Origin of the sequence: Marinobacter sp. 1-3A, assembly GCF_016597775.1 — a bacterium.
In the GTDB taxonomy this organism is placed as follows: domain Bacteria; phylum Pseudomonadota; class Gammaproteobacteria; order Pseudomonadales; family Oleiphilaceae; genus Marinobacter; species Marinobacter xiaoshiensis.
The window spans coordinates 44,474-64,640 of sequence record NZ_VCGZ01000006.1 but is presented as its reverse complement, the minus strand read 5'-3'; the positions used below and the strand labels follow the sequence as shown (position 1 = coordinate 64,640).

The 20,167-nt window shown below is 54.8% G+C and carries 14 protein-coding genes and 1 pseudogene; 9 read left to right on the top strand and 6 right to left on the bottom strand.

Translation table 11 applies throughout. From position 1 onward, the window contains the following. Nucleotides 1-82: 82 nt before the first annotated feature. The 3 genes from hemN to FE848_RS18720 all read left to right on the top strand — a co-directional run bounded on the left by hemN (nucleotide 83) and on the right by FE848_RS18720 (nucleotide 3,770). Nucleotides 83-1,501, top strand: coding sequence for an oxygen-independent coproporphyrinogen III oxidase (hemN, locus tag FE848_RS10920; protein ID WP_200202844.1), 1,419 nt, complete (start codon nucleotides 83-85; stop codon nucleotides 1,499-1,501). A 455-nt stretch (nucleotides 1,502-1,956) separates the two neighbouring features. Then, the gene (locus tag FE848_RS10915) at nucleotides 1,957-3,642 is read left to right on the top strand and encodes a sodium:solute symporter family protein (RefSeq protein WP_200202843.1); all 1,686 of its coding nucleotides are present in this window, start codon (nucleotides 1,957-1,959) and stop codon (nucleotides 3,640-3,642) included. After that, a complete protein-coding gene (locus tag FE848_RS18720; protein ID WP_227715300.1) occupies nucleotides 3,639-3,770 on the top strand; it encodes a putative transporter small subunit in 132 nt (43 codons plus the stop codon). Before FE848_RS10915 ends, FE848_RS18720 begins: the two co-directional genes overlap by 4 nt. A gap of 59 nt (nucleotides 3,771-3,829) precedes the next feature. Here the strand turns inward: FE848_RS18720 and FE848_RS10910 are convergent, their stop codons facing one another. Next, nucleotides 3,830-5,857: a methyl-accepting chemotaxis protein gene (locus FE848_RS10910; RefSeq protein WP_227715299.1), complete on the bottom strand. Its 2,028-nt coding sequence runs from the start codon at nucleotides 5,855-5,857 to the stop codon at nucleotides 3,830-3,832. 293 nt (nucleotides 5,858-6,150) lie between these two features. Between FE848_RS10910 and ubiU the strand changes: the two genes are divergently transcribed. The 3 genes and pseudogenes from ubiU (at nucleotide 6,151) to selD (ending at nucleotide 8,801) form a co-directional block, all read left to right on the top strand. Further along, on the top strand, nucleotides 6,151-7,146 hold the full coding sequence (gene ubiU, locus FE848_RS10905; protein WP_200202842.1) for a ubiquinone anaerobic biosynthesis protein UbiU: 996 nt from the start codon (nucleotides 6,151-6,153) through the stop codon (nucleotides 7,144-7,146). 13 nt (nucleotides 7,147-7,159) lie between these two features. After that, on the top strand, nucleotides 7,160-8,062 hold the full coding sequence (locus FE848_RS10900) for a U32 family peptidase (protein ID WP_200202841.1): 903 nt from the start codon (nucleotides 7,160-7,162) through the stop codon (nucleotides 8,060-8,062). Between the two features lie 18 nt (nucleotides 8,063-8,080). Further along, nucleotides 8,081-8,801: pseudogene (selD, locus tag FE848_RS10895) on the top strand (selenide, water dikinase SelD). Nucleotides 8,802-8,816: 15 nt separating this feature from the next. Here selD and FE848_RS10890 read toward each other — a convergent pair. The 5 genes from FE848_RS10890 to FE848_RS10870 all read right to left on the bottom strand — a co-directional run bounded on the left by FE848_RS10890 (nucleotide 8,817) and on the right by FE848_RS10870 (nucleotide 13,294). Then, the gene (locus tag FE848_RS10890; RefSeq protein ID WP_200202840.1) at nucleotides 8,817-9,518 is read right to left on the bottom strand and encodes an MOSC domain-containing protein; all 702 of its coding nucleotides are present in this window, start codon (nucleotides 9,516-9,518) and stop codon (nucleotides 8,817-8,819) included. Nucleotides 9,519-9,553: 35 nt separating this feature from the next. Continuing rightward, on the bottom strand, nucleotides 9,554-10,015 hold the full coding sequence (locus FE848_RS10885) for a hypothetical protein (protein ID WP_227715298.1): 462 nt from the start codon (nucleotides 10,013-10,015) through the stop codon (nucleotides 9,554-9,556). Nucleotides 10,016-10,130: 115 nt separating this feature from the next. After that, the gene (gene ubiT / locus FE848_RS10880) at nucleotides 10,131-10,625 is read right to left on the bottom strand and encodes a ubiquinone anaerobic biosynthesis accessory factor UbiT (protein WP_200202839.1); all 495 of its coding nucleotides are present in this window, start codon (nucleotides 10,623-10,625) and stop codon (nucleotides 10,131-10,133) included. A 70-nt stretch (nucleotides 10,626-10,695) separates the two neighbouring features. Then, nucleotides 10,696-11,367, bottom strand: coding sequence for a two-component system response regulator NarL (gene narL, locus FE848_RS10875; RefSeq protein WP_200202838.1), 672 nt, complete (start codon nucleotides 11,365-11,367; stop codon nucleotides 10,696-10,698). 64 nt (nucleotides 11,368-11,431) lie between these two features. Then, a complete protein-coding gene (locus FE848_RS10870) occupies nucleotides 11,432-13,294 on the bottom strand; it encodes a histidine kinase (protein WP_200202837.1) in 1,863 nt (620 codons plus the stop codon). A 155-nt stretch (nucleotides 13,295-13,449) separates the two neighbouring features. Here FE848_RS10870 and FE848_RS10865 point away from each other — a divergent pair, with 155 nt between their 5' ends. The 3 genes from FE848_RS10865 to narH all read left to right on the top strand — a co-directional run bounded on the left by FE848_RS10865 (nucleotide 13,450) and on the right by narH (nucleotide 20,159). Beyond that, complete coding sequence (locus FE848_RS10865) at nucleotides 13,450-14,718, top strand: MFS transporter (RefSeq protein ID WP_200202836.1); 1,269 nt, start codon at nucleotides 13,450-13,452, stop codon at nucleotides 14,716-14,718. A 129-nt stretch (nucleotides 14,719-14,847) separates the two neighbouring features. Beyond that, complete coding sequence (locus tag FE848_RS10860; RefSeq protein ID WP_200202835.1) at nucleotides 14,848-18,591, top strand: nitrate reductase subunit alpha; 3,744 nt, start codon at nucleotides 14,848-14,850, stop codon at nucleotides 18,589-18,591. Further along, on the top strand, nucleotides 18,588-20,159 hold the full coding sequence (gene narH, locus FE848_RS10855) for a nitrate reductase subunit beta (protein WP_200202834.1): 1,572 nt from the start codon (nucleotides 18,588-18,590) through the stop codon (nucleotides 20,157-20,159). The genes FE848_RS10860 and narH overlap by 4 nt, the downstream gene beginning before the upstream one ends. Nucleotides 20,160-20,167: the final 8 nt, after the last annotated feature.

Below are 20,167 nucleotides of genomic sequence, written 5' to 3'. Positions count from 1 at the left end.
ATCAAGATGCGCTCAGCCTGCCTCGCCTAGAATGCGTCGCTCTCCGGCTGGCACCACACATCACAGGCTCAGAGCTTTTATTATGACTTCCAGACCCGCACCGAAAACTGCTGAATCCACCCTTCCGGAATTCATGTGGGATGATGCGCTGATCAAGCGTTACGATCTCAGTGGTCCGCGCTATACATCGTATCCGACGGCTGTGGAGTTTGATCAGAATTACCCGGTTGAGCAGATGGTGGAAGCGGCCGCGCGCAGCAAGGCCAGCAACCGACCGCTGTCGCTGTACACGCACCTGCCATTTTGTGCGCACCTTTGTTACTACTGCGCCTGCAACAAGGTGATTACCAAGAAGCGTGACAAGGCCATGCCCTATGTTGAGCGTGTTCTTAAAGAAGCGGCGATGCAGTCGAAGCTGTTTGGTGCGGATCGCCCGGTAAAGCAGCTGCACTGGGGTGGTGGAACACCCACATTTTTACCCAGGGATGTGATGCAGGAACTGATGGGTGGGTACGCAGAGCTATTCAATCTGCAAAGCGGTGCCGAGCACGATTACAGTGTGGAAATTGACCCGCGTGAGGTGGATCAGGACACCCTGCCAACCCTTTGGGAGCTTGGCTTTAACCGAATCAGTCTCGGGGTTCAGGATGTCAATCCGGAGGTTCAGAAGGCGGTTAATCGCATACAGCCCCGGGAAATGACCGAGGCGGTGTTGAAGGAAGCCCGGCGCCTTGGCTTCGGTTCCATTAACCTGGATCTGATCTACGGTTTGCCTCACCAGACTCCGGAAAGCTTTTCAGAAACCCTGGAAGCGGTGCTCGAAATGTCGCCAGACAGGCTGTCTGTGTTCAGTTACGCGCATCTGCCAGATCGTTTTTATCCGCAAACGCGCATTAAAAACGACACGTTGCCATCCCCGCAGCAAAAATTGACCATTCTGCATAACACCATCAACCGGCTGCTTGAGGCGGGTTATGAATACATCGGCATGGACCACTTTGCCAAACCGGACGACAGCCTGGCGGTGGCCCAGCGTGCCGGCCGGTTGCACAGGAACTTCCAGGGTTACACCACCCACTCGGACTGCGATCTGGTTTCTTTGGGAGTGTCGGCCATCGGTCAGACAGACGATGCCTACTTCCAGAACAACCACGATCTGCCTGCCTGGGAAGCGTCCATAGATGCCGGTCAACTGGCCATTACCAAGGGCGTGAACCTGAGCCGTGACGATCGCTTGCGGCGCTGGGTGATTGGACAACTGATTTGCCAGTTCCGTCTGGATCGCCAACAGTTTGCTGCTGAGTGGCAGGAAGATTTCGACAGCTATTTTGCGGATGAACTTGCCCGCCTGAGGCCGATGATTGTCGATGAGCTCATTGGCGATAATGGTCAGATTTTGCAGGTAGAGCCTGCCGGCCGTCTGTTGATTCGCGCCATCTGCCAGATTTTTGATCTGTACCGCAAAGAGGGCGCGAGCCAGCGGTTTTCCCGCATCATCTGATTTTATTGATTTCCACCACCCCGGGGCCGTTCTGCGCCCCGGTAAAATTGTTATGACCTCTAAATACTGGACTCTTTCCTGTATATCGAGTAACTTCTAGTGCTTCCTTTCAGGTGAAACGCTCTGGATTAAAGGCTTTGCGCTTGTAGTAATTCTTTTGTGACCCTCCTTTTTGGTCTAAAAACAGCCGCCGCCAGATAAGTTCAGGGCAGAAGAGGTTGTAATTGCAATGACGACTAAACAAACTTCAAGGCTCTATATTCACTTCCGCTTTCTTTAGCGTCCCTCATGCCTTGGCGAATTAGCATCGTTGCTGTTCGCTGACACCCCTTGGTGTTCCCGTAATTTTCATTTTCCGCGCTCTGCGGTCTTTCTGAATACTTGTGCCCCAAGTAATCGAATATGTGTGTTCGCACGCTGTTCAGATGGCACTGTGGTAGTAAAGAGGTTTTGGTTTGAACGAAAGTGGCTTTGTTCAGTTCTCAATACTGACAATCGTGATTTTGCTGGTCGGCTTTTATGGCGGCACCTACCTGCTCACGCTGCTGATCCGCAAAAAAGAAGAAGATACCTCCGGTTTCATGGTGGCGGGGCATAACGTTGGCTTTGGCATGGGCGCGTCCAGCATGACCGCCACCTGGATATGGGCGGCCTCCTTCTACGCCGCGGCCACCTCCGGTTATACCTATGGTATATCCGGGCCGATCCATTATGGCCTTTGGGGCGCCTTGATGATTTTGTTCATCTACCCCTTTGGCCGGCGTTTCCGCAAGCTGGCGCCGAATGGCCATACCCTTGGCGAGCTCATCCATGCCCGCCACGGATCATCCAGCCAGTTGATCCTGGCCGGCTCCAACATTCTGGGCAGTATTATCAGCCTGATGGTGAACTTCACCGCTGCAGGCGCGTTGGTATCCGTGCTTTCGCCCCTGTCTTTCCAGACAGGCGTAATCGTTGCCGGAGTTGGGGTGCTCAGTTACACGCTTACATCAGGATTCCGGGCCTCTGTATTTACAGACTTTGCGCAACTAGTCGCGTTGATGGCTATTACAGTTGTCATCATCCCCGCCGTACTGTTTTCTGTTGGCGGGCCGTCTGTAATGGTTGATGGCATGAAGAACCTGACGAATCAGCAGGCTGACTTCCTTTCTGTCGATGCGATCATGAATCAAGGCGCGCCTTTCTTTGTGGCGGTGCTTGCCTATGCCATTGGTAACCAGACCATCTCCCAGCGCTTGTTTGCGGTGCGGGAAAAACACATCAAACGAACTTTTGTTACCGCAACACTTGGCTATGGGGCCATCGTTATCGGCCTTGGCATGATTGGGTTGATGGCATTAACGGTCGGGGTGGAGCCGGTAAACGGCAACATGAACAACCTGATACCTCAGATGGTGTCCACTTACTTACCTCCGGTATTTGTAGGCCTGTTTTTTGTGTTGGTGATTGGTGCCTTGTCGTCCACCGCCGATTCAGATTTGTCAGCCTTGTCGACCATTGTGATGGCCGATATTTATGGCAAAAACATCGCAGGGGACAATCCTAATCCCAAAACAATGCTGCTGATTGGTCGCTCCACCATGATTGTGGCAACCGTGGCCGGTTTGATTTTTGCCAGCTTTTCACTGGATATTCTGGTGATGCTGGTGTTCGTTGGTGCGCTTTGGGGTGCCATCGTATTCCCGGTCATTATCAGCTGCTACTGGGACAGGGTAACCAACGCGGCATTCACATGGTCTGTTGTTGTAGCCATGGCTCTGTTCTGTATCGCACGCTTTGAATTGCTGGAAATGACCGGTGCGACCGTACTTTTCTTTGAAATACTGGCCTCTGTTGGCGGCGCGGTAGTGTTCGGGCTTATGGCGTTTGGCTTCTTCGGCCGCGCGGTGGGCCTGGTTGTCGGGGCTGTTTCCGGCGTGATTTTGCTGATTTATGCCACCGGCTTCCTGCGGGACTACATGGTTCTTACAGCGTCCCTGACAGCCTACGGTGCCAGCGCCATCGTGTGCACCCTAATGACTCTGCGCAGCCAGGAAAGATTCGATTTTGACCTGATCAAGCAGCGCGTCGGAAGCTATGACGCGCCTGCAGATGAAAATGAAAATGAACCCACAATGATCCCTCAAGGAGCACGTTCATGAGTGAACTCGTCTATGGAACTTATATTCTGGTTTGGCCGGCACTGACACTGGGAGTACTGGCAGTGATTTGCAGTGCGGTTGTCAAAGATGCCGTACAGGCGCGCAAGACTGAGAGCGATATGGTCTGACGATCGAGCTTGTGAAACGGGAGCCTACGGGCTCCCGTTTTTGTTATGGCCTGGCCAATTCAGGCCACGGACACTTTGAAATCATTTGCCAGATCCTGCAGTTGCCGCGCCAACCGCGCCTGTTCACCGGTCACATGGGAAATTTCCTGAGAGCCGGTAAGGGTCAGTATGGCTACCTCACTGACCGCCTCCATGTTCCCCGCCAACTCCCGGGTTACAGCCACCTGTTGCTCGGATGCTGTGGCTATTTGCGTGGCCATGTCAGAAATACTGTTGATGTCACCCAGAATAGCGGCAAATGTCTGCTCCAGTTCTGAGGATTGCTCGCTCGTTTCATTGGCCAGCTTGTGGCTGGTGGTGATAGACAGGCTCGCGTTATCAGTGATCACTTTGAAGCCGTTAACAATGTCTTCGATCTGTGTGGTGGAATCGTGAGTCTGGCGGGCCAGGGCACGAACTTCATCAGCCACGACAGCAAAGCCCCGGCCGTGCTCACCCGCCCGAGCGGCCTCAATGGCGGCGTTCAAAGCCAGCAAGTTAGTCTGATCTGCGACTTTCCGGATGACATCCACAACCTCCACAATGCTGCTGCTGCGGCTTTCCAGTTGTTCGATTACCGTGTTCACGTCATTCACCGAGCTCGCCAGCGAGCGAATGCGCCTTACACTGCCCTGTAAAACTTCTTCTCCGGTTCGGCTTCGTTCCATAACGTTATTTGCAGCATCTGCGACTTGCAGAGTATTTTGGGAAATCTGCTCTGAAGTAGCAGACATTTCCTCGGTTGCAGCAGCAACTTGCTCTATCTGCGCCTGCTGGTTTTTTGCTTGAGTAGCATTCTGATTGGCGGTCGAGCTGGTTTCTTCGGTTGCTGTAGCAAGCTGTACGCTGGCCTTGTCGATGTGCTGAAGAGCGCTGCCAAACTTGCCGAACAGTTCGTTAATTGCCCGCCCAATGTTGCCGATTTCGTCTTTGCAGGTGTTCTGGATCTGCCGAGTGAGGTCTTTGTTGTCCATGGCGAATCTTACGCCCTGGAGCAGGCTGTTGATCTGCCCGTTAATCATACGAACCATCACCAGTATCAGCGCAAAAACGATAATGATCGAGGCTGCTGCTATTCCTGATGCCATGAACAGATCGCTCCGGGCGTCCGCTGCGCCCTTTTCCGCGGCAGCATAGGTACGGTCGAGCAGAGTTTTACGGAACTGGTTCAGATTGCCCAGTCGGTCAGTCGTGATACCGAACCACTCAGCAGAGTTCAGCGCATACATACCTGAAGGGCTGCTGAACAGGGTGTCGCGTTTCTCCTGCAGATTTCGGCTCTCTTCGGTTGCTGGAAGGCTGTTCAGTGCCGCAAGCAGTGTGGGTTCGCCGATAAGCATGGCGGCGGCTTCTCGCACAAACGCTTCCTGGTGACCTTCGAATGCCGCGATTCTCTGAATGGCAGGAAGATCAAAATCGCCGCTACTTATGAGTGCGGCGCCCGCCGCACGTTCTTTGCCTGCCGCCTCAGCGGCCTCTGCCAGCGCATAGTAGGCGCTGGTGTCCCGGGTGAGTGCCGAGTCCGTTGAGCGTGAAATGATCAGGGGGATCCGGTTGAGTAGCGCGTTAATCAGTTGTGTGTAGTGCTTTCCTGCTTCCAGGCCGTTCAGGGAACCCTTGTCGACGTTGCTGCGAAGCCGGTCGAGGCCAGCCAACTCCTGTGAAACCGCCTGAATACTGCTGGTGAGTTCTGGCCCGAAGTCGGCTTCCTCTTGGAGGCTGGCAAGGCGCGTGTGGTAGTTGGTTGTACGGTCATCCGTTTGCCTGCGCTGGGAAGCTAGCGCCTGTTTGTCTTGGCGCGCCGCATCTAGGTCTGAGCCAGCAGAAAGCACAACGACTGAGCGGCCGCGTTCTTTTTGAAGAGTCTCAATCAGAGGGTCACCTATACCCGCGAGCTGAACCAGCGAGCGCAGCTGCTGCATGTCGCTCAACTGCCTAGCGTTCATTGTGATGCTTTCAACCGCAAAGTAGATAATTACCAGCAAGGCTGGCACCACAAGCGTGGTTAGCTTTCCTCGCATGGAAAGGTTGTTGATGGTGCTTTTCATCGGAATCACCCTTGTGCATGAATGGTGCCCATTGTGGATAAGTGTAGTTGCTCTCACCATTAGCAGGACGAGGTATTTTGGAGGTAGGTATAAGCCGGTAACTCTATGTTTTTTAATGTTAAGGGCTTGGTTTCAAAAGGGAATAACAGGCAATAAGTAATGGTGCGTGGAGTACCACTTTGTGAGTAGGCTTAGGGGTAATTTCGGGTACCCGCTGTTCTGCTGACAAAGGTCAATGCCCGAAAAGGTTCCCCCGCGTATGGTTTGTGCAACTTTTACGGGGGAGATCGTCTATGGAACTTGTATGCCCGGCCGGCAGCCTGCCGGCACTGAAAGCAGCGGTGGATAACGGCGCCGATGCGGTGTACCTGGGGTTCAAAGACAGCACCAATGCCCGCCAGTTTGCAGGACTCAACTTTAACGACAAGCGTGCAGGTGAGGGGATTGAGTACGCCCACAGCAAAGGCGCGAGAGTGTTCTGTGCCATCAACACCTACCCGCAGCCGGACGGCTGGGAAACCTGGAAGTTTGCCGTTGATCGGGCTGCTGCCCTCGGTGTGGATGCAATTATTCTGGCCGATATGGGGCTGTTGGAGTATGCCGCCAACAAACACCCGCAGGTACACCGGCACCTTTCGGTGCAGGGCTCGGCCACCAGTTACGAGGCCCTGCGCTTCTATAAGGACAATTTTGATATCCGCCGCGCCGTGTTGCCTCGCGTGCTGTCTATAGATCAGGTACGCGGTGTCGCAAAACACAGCCCGGTAGAGCTGGAAGTGTTTGCCTTTGGCAGCTTGTGCATCATGGCAGAGGGGCGGTGCTACCTGTCCTCCTACCTTACCGACGAATCCCCTAATACCCGTGGTGCCTGCTCACCGGCCAAGGCTGTGCGCTGGCAGGAAACCCCGAACGGTCTGGAATCCCGTCTTAACGACGTGCTGATTGATCGCTATGGCAAAGGCGAATCTGCGGGCTACCCAACATTGTGCAAAGGTCGTTTTGAGGTGGAGGGCAGCGTTTACCATGCTATTGAGGAGCCGGTTAGCCTGAACACACTGGATTTGCTGCCAGAGCTGCAAGAGCTGGGAATCAGTGCGGTTAAAATTGAAGGGCGCCAACGTAGCCCCTCTTACATCGCAGATGTTGCCAGCACCTGGCGGCAAGCGCTGGACAGGCTGGGCTCGGGCAATGGGGACTTCCATGTGGACCCCGCCTGGAATAGCACCTTGGCGGGTTTGTCGGAAGGTGGCTTGACCACCATCGGCGCCTACCACCGCAAATGGAAATAAGGCTGAGCAACCCATGATGAAACTTTCTCTGGGCCCGATCCTCTGGTTCTGGTCCAAGCAGTCCGTGTTTGATTTTTACGCCAATGCCGCTGAATGGCCGGTTGATACTGTGTACCTGGGGGAAACCGTCTGTTCCCGCCGCCGCGAGCTGAGGCTGGCTGATTGGCTGGAGATTGCCGGTGTGCTCAAGGAGTCTGGTAAGCAAGTGGTGCTTTCTACACAAACCCTGATCGAATCGGAGGCAGACCTGCGGGCGTTGCGCAAAATTTGTAGCCAGCAGGACTATCTGATCGAGGCAAACGATCAAAGTGCACTGCAACTGGCCACCCAGAACAATCTGCCGTTTGTGACCGGCCCTTCGATGAACATCTACAACAGCGCAACCCTTAAGCTATTGGCAAAGCAGGGGCTGAAGGGGTGGAGCTTGCCCGTTGAATTGGGCCAGGACACCTTGCAGCAATTGATTGCCGAGCTAAAAGCGGAAGGGCTGGATTTGCCCGCGGAAGTCTTTGCCTGGGGCTTTCTGCCTCTGGCCTGGTCATCCCGCTGCTTTACTGCCAGGCACTACAATCTGCCTAAAGATAATTGCGAATTTCGCTGTCTGCAGCACCCGGATGGGTTGGAGTTGCGCTCCCGGGAATCCCAGGAGCTGTTTCGCCTGAACGGGACCTCCACCTTGTCTGGCTCGCGCTACGACCTGATGCGGGAAATGCCGGGCATGGAGCGAATGGGTGTGGCGACTGTGCGTCTGAGCCCGGAACACCAGGGTATGGAAGAGGTTGTTCGCCGTTTTGATCAGGTTCGCCGCGGAGAGATGCCCGCGACCGACCCATTACAGCTGGTGGAAGCGCCACCCTGTAATGGGTACTGGTACGGCAAACCAGGCATGGACCAGGTTCCATCCTCCAGCCTTTAACGATAAGGGATAGATCATTTGAGCGTCAGATTGACCAAATTCAGCCACGGGGCGGGTTGTGGCTGCAAGATTGCAGCCGTTGCGGATGATCCCTACGATTTTGGCCATTGCCATTTTGAGATGGCCAGTGGCGATATTGGCACCGGAAATCGCCGGGCAGGTGGCCACAAACCCCATCATTCACAACAACACGGCTAAAGCGGGGGATTTGCTGTACCTCACCAAGCCCCTGGGTGTGGGCATTCTGACCAGCGCCTTGAAGAAGGAGCGGATTACTCCGGCGGATTTGGCCACAGCCGTTGAAACCATGGCGACCCTGAACAGAGCCGGTGAGGTATTTGCGGAGCTGGCTGGCGTAAGCGCGATGACCGATGTCACAGGGTTCGGGCTTGCCGGTCACTTGTTGGAAGTTTGCCGTGGCAGCAACCTGTGCGCTCGTATCAATCGCAAGGCGGTACCGGTTCTGCCGAATGTACAGCGCTACATTGAGGAGGGTTGTATCCCGGGCGGCACCTATCGCAATGCTGCAGCCTTTGCCGGGGAAATTGCCGACATGGCCGATGCAGACACCCTGATATTCTGTGACCCTCAAACCAGTGGTGGGCTGCTTGTTACTGTGGCCCCGGCGGAGTCACCGGCTTTTGAGAGTCGTGCCCGGGATCTGGGTTTGACGCTAATGCCCATAGGGGAGTTGCATGCAGCGGGCGCTCAGGAACAAACGATAGCGATTAGTGAGTAGTGAGTAGCCAGAAAGTTATTCACTAATCACCGGCCCAAATAGCCGCCTTTCCCAATCCTCAACCTTGCCGGTTTCCAGCCGTTTTTGTGCCAGCCCGCGCAGGTTAGGAGTGAGCTGTTTCAGCTCAGCCATGTCTTTCAGGGCCGTTCGCTCCAGTGTGGAATCGTACAGCAGCGATAGTATCCGGCTCAGAGGCCATTCGGGGTTTGGCCGTTGGTCGAGAGTCAGGGTGTCACCCCGGTGAATGATCCCTGGCTGCAATACCCGGTAATACCACCCGGTTCTCAGGCTGCTTTGCAGTCGCTGGGACATATCCGGAATGCCAAAGCGCAGATTCAGTCGCCAGCAGGGCTGACGCGGCTGGGATACCTGAACAATAGCCTCCCCAATCCTGAAAACATCGCCGGAACAGACATCGGTTTCGGTAAACCCTTCGGTGACAAGGTTTTCACCAAAGGCACCCGGTTGGCAATGTCCGGAAGCGGGCTCAGGAAGCAACTGCCGTAACCGGTTGTAGTGTTCTGATGCAAAGTGATGCAAGGCCTTTTCCGGCCCGCCATGGTGGTGTTTGTCACCTTGGTGGTCGTCGCTCAGGCCGTTTGTATTGAGGTAGGCCGAGCCAACTTCTTGCTTGTAGATACCGCTGAGGGTGGCGGTATCGGCCAATGTCTTGAGGCTGCCGATTCGGAGCTGTCGGATCACAACACTTTTTTCCATTTGGGTTCTCCAAAATTTCCCGAATCGGAATCACATCACCAGATTGACAGCATGGCGCCGCTACCCAAAATCAGTGAGCCTCCCACCTCAGCCACAATCAATGCCACCATAAAGCCGTGGACGATCCAGGACGGTAAGTTTATGGCTCCCAGTCGGTGGGGCTTGCGGAGCTGGTTACTGGTATCCCGCAGAAAACCATGGATGATATAGGTGCCAATAGCAAAGGCAAAAAAGCCCAATGCGCACGCGGCGGCCAGTGTGTTCAGCCAATCCGGGTACACACTGTGGCTGGCAAACCAACCCAGTAACATGGCCGCGAAGCTGTACATGAGGGAGCTGCGGTGGGCTATGTCCACATACCGGGGCGCTGCGGCCTTCGGACTATTGGCCATGCACCAGTATTTCCAGATGCCTGTCAGTAGCCCTGTCATAAAGAATACAAAGGCCGCTGTAAGGCTGAGTTTCTCAGCCAGAGTCATTATTTGAATGTTGTCCATCCGTGCGCTCACTGTGTGAATCCGTGCAGGATTCTGTGTTTAGGTTCTGTGTGTCTGTTGTTGAACCATCGCACAGGGTCGCATGGGTTTAATATGGCTCCAGTAACAGAGGGTGTCAGAATAAATGCAACTTCGGGAGTTTGAAATCCCACTCCAGGCTGTCCAGCAGATTTTTCAGCCCCAGGCCCAATTCAGTATCACCCTCAACTACCAAGCGTCTTTGAAAGAATAGTTGGTCAGGGTCTTGCCGGCGCTCCGCGAGGGTTTTGAAAGCCAGAAGGGAGCCTCTTATGGTAGCTTCGCCCGGGCCGTCCAGTACCCGGAGCCTGCCCGCCCAGTACCCGATGGTAATCCCGGGGTGGCCGCCATTTACTTCCAGGCGGATACGGCGACCTTCAAAATCGTCAAATTCACCATCTGCAATGGCCTCAGCAAAAAAACGATTCAGAGGTGCTTCGGCAACCAGTTGCTTTATGGGAATCGGGATCGAGCGATCAATGGCGCCGAGCAAGGGAAATGGCGATGGGAGATATTCAGAAAGCAATGCCAGAGAATCGCTGATCAGTGGTTTGGGAGGGAGGGGCAGGGTAATAGACACGGGCAGGGCCATAATCAACTCCGGGCAGTGAATTCAGACTGCCCAGAGTAACCAAAATGCACCGTGTTTGATTTGATATAGCTCAGCCCTTATGCAGACCTTCTTCTACGGCCCATACGGCGACCTCTACCCGGGAGCGCAGACTGAGCTTTTTAAGCAGATGCTTTACGTGCACTTTTACCGTACCGTCGCTGATATCCAGCTTGCGGCCAATCATCTTGTTCGACAAGCCTTCGGCAATCAGGCGCAGGATGTCTTTTTCCCGAGGGGTCAGGCTGTCGTAGTCAGGGCGCGACGCCTGTTGGGGTTTGTTGGAACGCAGAGCCTCTGCCAGAAGTGTGGTCAGCCTGTCGCTGATGACCATTTTCCCCAGTGCAGCCTGGCGCAACTGGGCAATCATGTCTTCCGGTTCCATGTATTTCAGAAGATAGCCATCAGCCCCGGCGCGCAGGGCCGCTACCACGTCGTCTTCCTGGTCAGACACGGTAAACATCACGATGCGGGAGCTTACATTCAGTTCCCGCAGCTTCTTCAGGGCGTCAATGCCGCTGACTTCCGGCATGTTGAGGTCCATAAGAATCAGATCTGGTTCAAGCTCGGTTGCCAGTTGTATGCCGTCGGAGGCATTGCTTGCCTCGCCAGCGACTACCATATCCCCTTCCATTTCGACGAGCTGTTTGATGCCTTGGCGCAACAATGGGTGGTCGTCGATCAGCAATATGCTGGCGGGTGTGTCAGACGCTACATCGGGCATGGTACTTCGCTTCCTCTCTCTTGATTGCATAGCGGCGCATGTGAGATGCCGCTTTTTTTGATATTCAGGTGCTCGGCGCTTCAGTGGGAATCAGGTGCCGGCTTTTAGGAACGAATGTCAGGATAACTTCAACGCCACCACTGTCGCGGTTTTTTACCACAATCTGCCCGCCCAAAGTACGGGCACGATCCTGCATGATCACCAGTCCGTAATGGTTAACCGGTTGCTCGCCCACGGGCAAGCCCTTGCCATTATCCCGTATCTTTGCCTTTACCTGTGGTGATTCAAATAGTATTTCCACGATAACTTCTGTGGCGTCTGCATGTTTAACCGCGTTGGCAAGGCCCTCACGTATAATTTGCAGCGTGTGAATTTCCTCGTTGGGCGACAGGGCCTGGGGAGGTAGATTGTAATTCAACCCAACGGGTTTGCCCAAACGCGTTGAAAATTCCTCAATAGTTTTGCGCATAGCTGTGGCAAGGTCCGGAGTGTCCAGCTTCAGCCGGAAGGTGGCCAGCAACTCCCTTAGCTGGCGATAGGCACTGTTCAGGCCGGTGCTTAACTCTTCCAGAATGGACTCGTGGGCGCTTTTCTGGTCGCCCTCAATGTTCAGCCTGCGTAATCTGGCCACCTGCATTTTCAGATAGGACAGCGATTGGGCCAAAGAGTCGTGTAGCTCCCGGGCAATAACAGTGCGCTCTTCGGCCAGCGTAAGCTGTTGCTCTTCTGTAATCTGGCGCTCAAGGAAAATGGCGGTTGCCAGCTGGTCGCTGAGTATTTCCAGCAGGCGTCTGGCTGTATCTGACAGACCCGTTTCAGCGGGGTACCAAACCTCCAGCGTACCCAGGAGTTTGCCTGGTGTACGAATGGGCAGCAGCAATCTGCGCCCGTCGTTGTCTTCTATGGGGAGTTCGTCGTAGTCCTCCGGCGACACCAGGCAGGCATTGCAGTGGTGGTCGCGGCAGTAGAAGGGGCGATCTGTCGAGGCGGTGGTAACCACTTCCACTGGCTCTGCAGCTTCTTTGTCGTGGAGGTATAGCCGAATCGGTCCTATGCCCAAAAGCTCTTCCAGTTCTTGCAGCATGGGCACCGCACCACTGCACAGGTCATGATTGGCAAACAGGTTGCGGCTGGCGGTGTGCAGTAATTGCAGGGCAGCATGGCTTTTTTCCAGCTCCTCGGTTTTGCTGCGGGCGCGCTCTTCAAGCTCGTAATAGGTGAGGGCAAGTTCACTGCTCATTTGATCAAACGCGCTGCCAAGCTGCGCCAGTTCGTCGCTTCCCGTCATGTTGGCCTTCTGGGAGAAGTCCTGCTCGCCCACAGCTCCTGCAATGCTTACCAGCTTTCGCAAGGGCTTGAGCACTCTGTTTCGCAGGTCAACAAACAGGGCAACTATAATCAGTATGGAAAAAGCCAGGCTTATGATCTGGATAAGGTGCAGCAATCCTATACGCGCTTCAGTGCGCCGTTCCAGCATGCTGACCAGTTGGTTTACGGAGTCTACATAAGTCTCCGTATTGGCATGCATCTCGACGCTGACGGGTGACCCCTGTGGGTGATTCTCCAGACCTGGGCGCAGGGTGGTTTCCCAATAGCTTGTGATAGCGCGGTACTGGTTTGTGAGGGGGTGATCCGCTGTGCGGGGAATTGCGCGAGTAATCAACCGGTCAAACAGGCTGGCTTCATATTTGTCCAAGAAGCTGCTGATGTTGGGCTCTGCGGTATTATGGTTGTCCCCGGGGCCTGCAGCTTGGGCAAGCAAGCGGAAAGCGCCCATGCGCAGGGCGCCGGCCAGGTTAATAGCAGTTGCGTTCCCTTCAATGCTTTTTGAAACCGCCAGCGTTGTAGCCATGCTGACAATGGATGTCAGCACAACGGCGCAAACAACGATAGTAATTCGGTTAACAAGGGGGCTTCTGGATTTCATTGAATCTCGTCTTTGCAGGCGCTGGAATCGAATACCTCCTTGAGGATAGTCAATTACCCCAATGGTTGGTAACCCATCATAGTCTTTGACCTGTCTCAGGGCAAAAGTTGACACTGAAAGGCGGTGTTAAAAGTGGTTCACATAGGCGCTAGCGGATGGGGTCAGAGGCGGATCAGGAAGATGAACGGCTGGCATCGCTTGCCGTTGTTTTGCCACTTGCAGTAACAGGTTTTGTTATTGCGGCTGGCTGCTGGACGCTGTTTGCAGTGGCTGGGATACACTTGAGAGCCGAGCTCAGCCTTAGCAATCTTCAGTTTGGCCTGCTGCTCGCCATGCCCATGGCGGTTAGCGCTTTGCTTGCTGTACCTGCCGGGCTCGCCGCCCGGAAGTTTGGTGCCCGGCGCATAATGCTTTTTTGTCTTGCCGGGCTTGCAGTCTGCATGGTGGTGTTACTTACCACAGATACGTTTCCGGGTTATCTGCTGGCAGCGGGCGGGCTGGGGCTTGCCGGCGGCTTTTACAGTGCCGGATTGCAGTTTGTTACCAGCAATTGCCAACCCCAGAGGCTTGGCCTGGTGCTGGGAGTGTTTGGTGCCGGCGTTACCGGTGCCGGGTTTACCTATTATCTTGTTCCTCTCTTTCATGAAGCCTTCTCCTGGCATGGCGTTCCCTTGGCGTACCTCATTGTTCTGTTGCTGGTGCTGGCGCTGCTGCTTTTGCTTACCGATCCTGATGATGCGATTGCTGACCCGCAAACGGAAACCTCCCTGAAGGTTTTGTTCGGGCACCTCAACCAACAAAGTGTTTGGCAGTTGGGTACCTTCTTTGGCGTGGTTGCCGGAAGTTTTTTTGCGTTGGCTTTGTGGCTTCCGGATTACCTTTCCTCTCAGTTTGGGCTTCAGGTGGGAACGGGTGCCAGGCTGGCGCAGTGGTTCATTATACCCGGAGCGCTGGCGCAGATTCTCGGCGGAGGCATGTCTGATCGATATGGCAGTCCTAAAGTTATTAGTCGGTCTCTTTTTGTTGGGTTGGTGGCCTTGGTGGTGTTGTCTTACCCGCCTATGACACTGTTTATTCGGGGTGTGGATGCAACCATCAGGATTGAGTTTGCTCTACCCATGAATGTTGAAAGGATTTTTGTGGTTGTGCTCGGAGTGGCGCTTGGAAGTGCCATGGGCAGTCTGCAGAGAATGGTTATTATCGAGAGTCGTAACAATGCTGCATTTGTCGCTGGGCTGCTGCTGGTCGGCGCCTGCTCAGTGGCTTTCCTGTTGCCTGTTCTGTTCGGTGCGGTGAATCACTGGTTGGGGGTTCGCAGTGCCGTATTCATGATCGTGTTTATCCTGCTCTGTGTGTGCCAATTCATGTTTGCCCGCTTTAACCGCCGCCACGAACGAAACGCACTCCTCCATCCGGGGATATAACGGTTATACCTCCTCGGTGGTAGAGCCGGGTTATGTGGTAGTAACCACGCAGATTTCAGGGTTTTTCTCCCACACAATGGTTCTAATTCGGAAAAACGATCCGCAGACGGGTTGATGGAGAGAGAGACCATGAGTCATTTGATCGACAAGCTGAGCTACTTCAGTAAAAAGCGCGAGTCCTTCGCGAACGGCCACGGCGAAACCCACGATGTAAATCGTGACTGGGAAGATAGCTATCGCCAGCGCTGGCAGCACGACAAAATTGTGCGCTCCACCCACGGCGTAAACTGCACTGGCTCCTGTAGCTGGAAGATCTACGTCAAAAACGGCCTGGTGACCTGGGAAACCCAGCAAACCGATTACCCCCGTACCCGTCCGGATCTGCCTAACCACGAGCCTCGCGGCTGTCCACGTGGCGCCAGTTATTCCTGGTACATGTACAGTGCCAACCGCCTGAAGTATCCACTGATGCGTAAGCATTTGATGCAGCTTTGGCGCGCAGCCCGCATCCAGTTCAATGACCCGGTTGAAGCCTGGGCTTCCATTGTAGAAGACCCCAAGAAAACCGCCGAGTACAAACCCCGCCGTGGTATGGGCGGTTTTGTGCGTTCTAGCTGGGATGAAGTTAACGAACTGATTGGTGCGGCAAACGTATACACCGCCAAGAAAGTTGGCCCGGACCGCATCATCGGCTTCTCGCCAATCCCGGCTATGTCTATGGTGTCCTACGCCTCTGGTAGCCGTTATCTTTCGATGATCGGCGGCGTGTGTCTGAGCTTCTATGACTGGTACTGCGATTTGCCACCGGCTTCTCCGCAAGTCTGGGGTGAGCAGACCGACGTTCCTGAATCTGCCGACTGGTACAACTCAGGCTACATCATTGCCTGGGGTTCCAACGTGCCTCAAACCCGTACGCCGGATGCCCACTTCTTTACCGAAGTGCGCTACAAGGGCACCAAGACCGTTGCCATTACCCCGGATTACGCAGAAGTCTCCAAGCTGTCGGATGAGTGGCTGAACCCCAAGCAGGGTACAGATGCCGCTCTGGGTATAGCTATGGGGCATGTCATCCTCAAAGAGTTCCATCTCGACAACCCCAGTGAGTATTTCACCGATTACGTGCGTCGCTACACCGACATGCCGTACCTGGTAAAGCTCGACAAAATGGAAGATGGCCGTTACGTACCTGGCCGGTTCCTGCGCGCCAGTGATCTGGTGGGTGGTCTGGGTGAAGAGAACAACCCCGAGTGGAAAACCATTGCCATTGATGAAGCCAGCAACCAGCTGACCGCGCCTAACGGCTCTATCGGCTATCGCTGGGGCGAAAAGGGCAAGTGGAACCTGAAGCAAACTGCCAAAACTGAAGATGTCAGCCTGCAACTGTCCCTGGTTGAAAAGCATGACGAAGTGGTTGATGTAGCTTTCCCGTACTTTGGCGGCATCAAGCATGACCACTTCAAGTCCGTTGAAATCAGCGACACTCTGACTCACAAGTTGGGTAGCCGCAAAATAGAGTTGGCCGATGGTGGCGAAGCTCTCGTGGTTACCGTGTACGACCTGATGATGGCCAACTACGGCATCAGCCGTGGCTTGGGCGAAGACGACGGCGCAACCTCCTACGATGAAATCAAGCCGTACACTCCGGCCTGGCAGGAGAAGATCACCGGCGTACCCGCTGAAAAAGTGATTCGTATTGCCCGTGAATTTGGTGAGAACGCCCATAAAACCAAAGGCCGTTCCATGATCATTGTTGGTGCCGGTATGAACCACTGGTATCACATGGACATGAACTACCGCGCGCTAATCAACATGTTGGTTATGTGTGGCTGTATCGGCCAGAGCGGTGGTGGCTGGGCTCACTACGTGGGTCAGGAAAAACTGCGCCCGCAGACTGGCTGGCAGCCGCTGGCATTTGGTCTGGACTGGCAGCGCCCACCACGTCAGATGAACGGCACCTCGTTCTTCTACGCCCATTCCGGGCAGTGGCGCTACGAGAAGCTGGATGTAAGCGAGATTCTGTCGCCTCTGGCCGACAAGTCCAAGTTCGGTGGAAGCCTGATCGACTACAACGTGCGTGCCGAGCGCATGGGGTGGTTGCCATCTGCGCCACAGCTTAACCGCAACCCGCTGACCATCGCTGCAGAAGCTGAGAAGGCCGGTATGGACGTGCCTGCCTACGTTACCCAGTCCATGAAGGACGGTTCACTGGCCTTTGCGTCGGAAGACCCTGAAGCGCCTGAGAACCACCCGCGCAACATGTTTATCTGGCGTTCCAACCTGCTGGGCTCTTCCGGTAAGGGCCACGAGTACATGCTCAAGTATCTGCTGGGTACTACCAGTGGACTGCAGGGCAAAGACCTGGGCCATAACGGCGGCATGAAGCCAGAGGAAGTGAAGTGGCGTGATGAGGCGCCTGAGGGCAAGCTGGACCTGCTGGTTACTCTCGATTTCCGTATGTCCACTACCTGTCTGTATTCAGACATAGTTCTGCCGACCGCTACCTGGTACGAAAAGAACGATCTGAACACATCAGATATGCACCCGTTCATTCACCCGCTGACCGCTGCGACCGACCCCGCGTGGGAATCCCGCAGTGACTGGGAAATCTACAAGGGCATCGCCAAGTCCTTCTCCAAGGCGGCGGAAGGCCACCTGGGTGTTGAGAAAGACGTGGTTACCCTGCCGCTGATGCACGATGCCGCAGCTGAGCTGGGCCAGCCGTTCGATGTTAAAGACTGGAAAAAAGGCGAGTGTGAGCTGATTCCGGGCAAAACGGCGCCGAACTTCATCACTGTAGAACGGGATTACCCCAATACCTACGCGCGCTTTACCTCCCTTGGGCCTTTGATGGACAAGCTGGGTAATGGTGGTAAGGGTATTAACTGGAACACTGAAGAAGAAGTGAAGTTCCTGGGCGATCTGAACTACAAGCACCTTGAAGGTGCCAACGCAGGCCGGCCGAAGATTGAAAGTGCCATTGATGCTGCAGAAGTCATTCTGTCTCTGGCGCCGGAAACCAACGGTCACGTGGCAGTTAAAGCCTGGAAGGCTCTGTCAGAGTTTACCGGCCTGGATCATAGCCACCTGGCGGTGGGCAAGGAACACGAAGCGATTCGTTTCCGCGACATAGTTGCGCAGCCGCGCAAGATCATCTCCAGCCCCACATGGTCTGGACTGGAAGACGATCACGTGTCTTACAACGCAGGTTACACCAACGTGCATGAGCTGATCCCCTGGCGCACGCTGACAGGCCGTCAGCAGTTCTATCTGGATCACGAATGGATGCGCGCGTTTGGTGAAAGCCTGCTGGTGTATCGTCCGCCCATTAACACCAAAGCGGCTGCACCTCTGCTGAATGCCAAGCCTAACGGCAACCCTGAGAAAGCGTTGAACTTCCTCACGCCGCACCAGAAGTGGGGGATTCACAGTACCTACAGTGACAACCTGATGATGCTTACCCTGTCTCGCGGTGGCCCCATTGTGTGGCTGAGTGAAGACGACGCCCGCGATGTGGGTGTGGAGGATAACGACTGGGTAGAAGTGTTCAACGCCAACGGTGCTATTGCAGCCCGGGCGGTGGTCAGCCAGCGGGTTATGCCGGGCATGATGATGATGTACCACGCTCAGGAGCGAATTGTGAACATTCCGGGCTCTGAGGTTACCGGTACCCGCGGTGGTATCCATAACTCAGTCACCCGGGCCTGCCCGAAGCCAACGCACATGATTGGCGGCTACGCGCAGTTCTCCTACGGCTTTAACTACTACGGAACCGTGGGTTCCAACCGCGACGAGTTTGTTGTGGTGCGCAAAATGAAGAAAGTTGACTGGCTTGACGGCGAAGGCAACGACACTGTTCAGGAGGCTGTAAAATGAAGATCCGTTCCCAAGTAGGCATGGTGCTGAACCTGGACAAGTGCATCGGTTGCCATACCTGTTCAGTGACCTGTAAAAACGTGTGGACCAGCCGTGAAGGCATGGAATACGCCTGGTTCAACAACGTTGAGACCAAGCCCGGTATTGGTTACCCGAAAGAATGGGAAAACCAGGAAAAGTGGAAAGGCGGCTGGATGCGTGATGCCAGCGGCAAGATCCGCCCGCGCATTGGCGGTAAGTTTCGGGTACTGGCGAATATTTTCGCCAACCCGGACCTGCCGGAAATTGACGATTACTACGAGCCGTTTGATTTCGATTATCAGCATCTGCACACCGCAGGCGACAGCAAGCACCAGCCGGTTGCACGGCCACGCTCGCTGATCTCCGGCAAGCGCATGCAGAAAATCGAGTGGGGCCCAAACTGGGAAGAAATCCTGGGTACTGAATTTGCCAAGCGTCGTAAGGATAAAAACTTCGACCAGATTCAAGCCGACATTTACGGTCAGTTTGAAAGCACGTTCATGATGTACCTGCCGCGTCTGTGCGAGCACTGCCTGAACCCGACCTGCGTAGCGGCCTGCCCAAGTGGTGCCATCTACAAGCGCGAAGAAGACGGCATTGTACTGATTGACCAGGACAAGTGCCGCGGCTGGCGGATGTGTGTATCCGGCTGCCCGTACAAGAAAATCTACTTCAACTGGAAAACCGGCAAGTCTGAAAAGTGCATTTTCTGCTACCCGCGTATTGAGGCTGGTATGCCGACCGTGTGCTCAGAGACCTGCGTAGGCCGTATCCGCTATCTGGGCGTGCTGCTTTACGATGCTGACCGCATTGAAGAGGTTGCCAGCACTCCGGGCGAGCATGAGCTCTATGAAAAGCAGCTTGAAATCTTCCTGGATCCGAACGATCCGAAGGTAATTGAGCAGGCCACGAAAGACGGCATACCGATGAACGTCATCAAGGCTGCGCAGCAAAGCCCGGTATACAAGATGGCGGTGGACTGGAAACTGGCTCTGCCACTGCACCCGGAATACCGCACTCTGCCGATGGTTTGGTATGTACCACCACTGAGCCCTATCCAGTCGGCAGCGGAGGCTGGCAAGGTTGAGTTCGACGGCATACTGCCGAAGATCGAAAGCCTGCGTATCCCGGTGAAGTATCTGGCCAACCTGCTTACCGCGGGTGACGAGAAGCCGATAGTGCGTGCGCTCAAGCGCATCATGGCCATGCGCCTGTACAAGCGTGCAGAAACCGTAGACGGCGTTGAAGATTTGCGGGCATTGGAAGAAGTTGGTCTGACCAAAGCGCAGGCTGATGAAATGTACCGTTATCTGGCCATTGCCGACTACGAGGATCGCTTCGTGATTCCCACCAGCCATCGTGAGCTGGCGAAGGAAGCCTTCCCGGATGCACACGGTGAGCGCGGTGGTTGTGGCTTCAGCTTCGGCGATGGCTGCAGCGGTGGAGACAGTGAATTCAGCATGTTTGGAGGTCGTAAAAACACCACTTCCATGGTGCAGAAGCTGACCACTGTGAAGCAAGTCGATCCGAAACAGCTGCAGGAGTAAGGAGGCCA